This is a genomic window from Jiangella muralis, from assembly GCF_001270745.1.
Classification (GTDB): Bacteria; Actinomycetota; Actinomycetes; order Jiangellales; family Jiangellaceae; genus Jiangella; species Jiangella muralis.
In genome coordinates this window covers 1-937 of record NZ_LFXL01000087.1, presented here as the reverse complement: position 1 = coordinate 937, position 937 = coordinate 1, and the positions used below count along the sequence as shown (strand labels likewise).

The window sequence follows — 937 nt, the reverse complement described above, 5'->3', positions numbered from 1 at the left end:
CCTTAGTAAGTGTTGGGAAAGGGGGCTATCTGGGGTGGTGGGGTTGCCAGGGGCGTCGTCCGGGTGCTGGGGCGAGGCGTCGGGTCATGAGGCCGATCATCGCCCACTTGATCATCGCTTCGGAGTGTTCGGGGAGGCGTTCGTAGTCGCGGCCCAGCCGGCGGCAGCGGACCAGCCAGGACAGGGTTCGTTCGACCACCCAGCGCCGCGGGAGGACTTCGAAGGTGTGCTGGCCCTTGGGTGGGCGGACGATGTCGACCAGGATCCGGCAGTGTTGCTGGGCCCAGGCGACGAGCTTGCCGGCGTAGCCGCCGTCGGCCCAGACCAGCGCGATCGAGGGCATGGCCGTCTTCGCCCGGGCCAGCACCGGGCGAGCGCCGTCGCGGTCCTGCAGGCCGGCGGTGGTGACCAGCACCACGACGAGCAGCCCGATCGTGTCGGTCACCACGTGCCGCTTGCGCCCGTTGACCTTCTTACCAGCGTCGTAGCCCCGACTATCGCGACCGACGGTGTCCGCACCCTTGACGCTCTGGGAGTCCACGATCCCCGCCGAGGCCATCGGATCACGGCCGTCACCGTCGCGGACCGCGTCGCGCAGCGCGTCGTGGACCCGGTCGGTGGTGCCCTCGGCGTTCCACCGCTGGAAGTACCAGTAGACGGTGTCCCAGGGCGGGAAGTCGTGGGGCAACTGCCGCCACGAACACCCCGTCCGGTTCACGTACAAGATCGCCTCCACGATCCGCCGCCGGGAGTGCCTGGCCGGACGCCCACCCGGCTTGACCGGCACCATCGGCGCGATCAACTCCCACTGCGCATCGGTCAGGTCCGACGGATACCGCGGCGTCGACGAGGAAACATCCATGAACCACCACAATCGCCACACTCATCACATCAGTCACGCAGGCACGCCGAACCACTTTCCCAACACGTACTTAGA

The 937-nt window shown here is 68.0% G+C and carries 1 protein-coding gene; it reads right to left on the bottom strand.

From position 1 onward, the window contains the following. Positions 1 to 25: 25 nt before the first annotated feature. Complete coding sequence (locus ACW62_RS32780) at positions 26 to 862, bottom strand: IS5 family transposase (RefSeq protein ID WP_053208326.1); 837 nt, start codon at positions 860 to 862, stop codon at positions 26 to 28. Positions 863 to 937: the final 75 nt, after the last annotated feature.

What these genes read in the sequence shown, in the direction of transcription:
- ACW62_RS32780 (WP_053208326.1), bottom strand. Translation starts at nt 862, where the DNA reads ATGGATGTTTCCTCGTCGACGCCGCGGTATCCGTCGGACCTGACCGAT.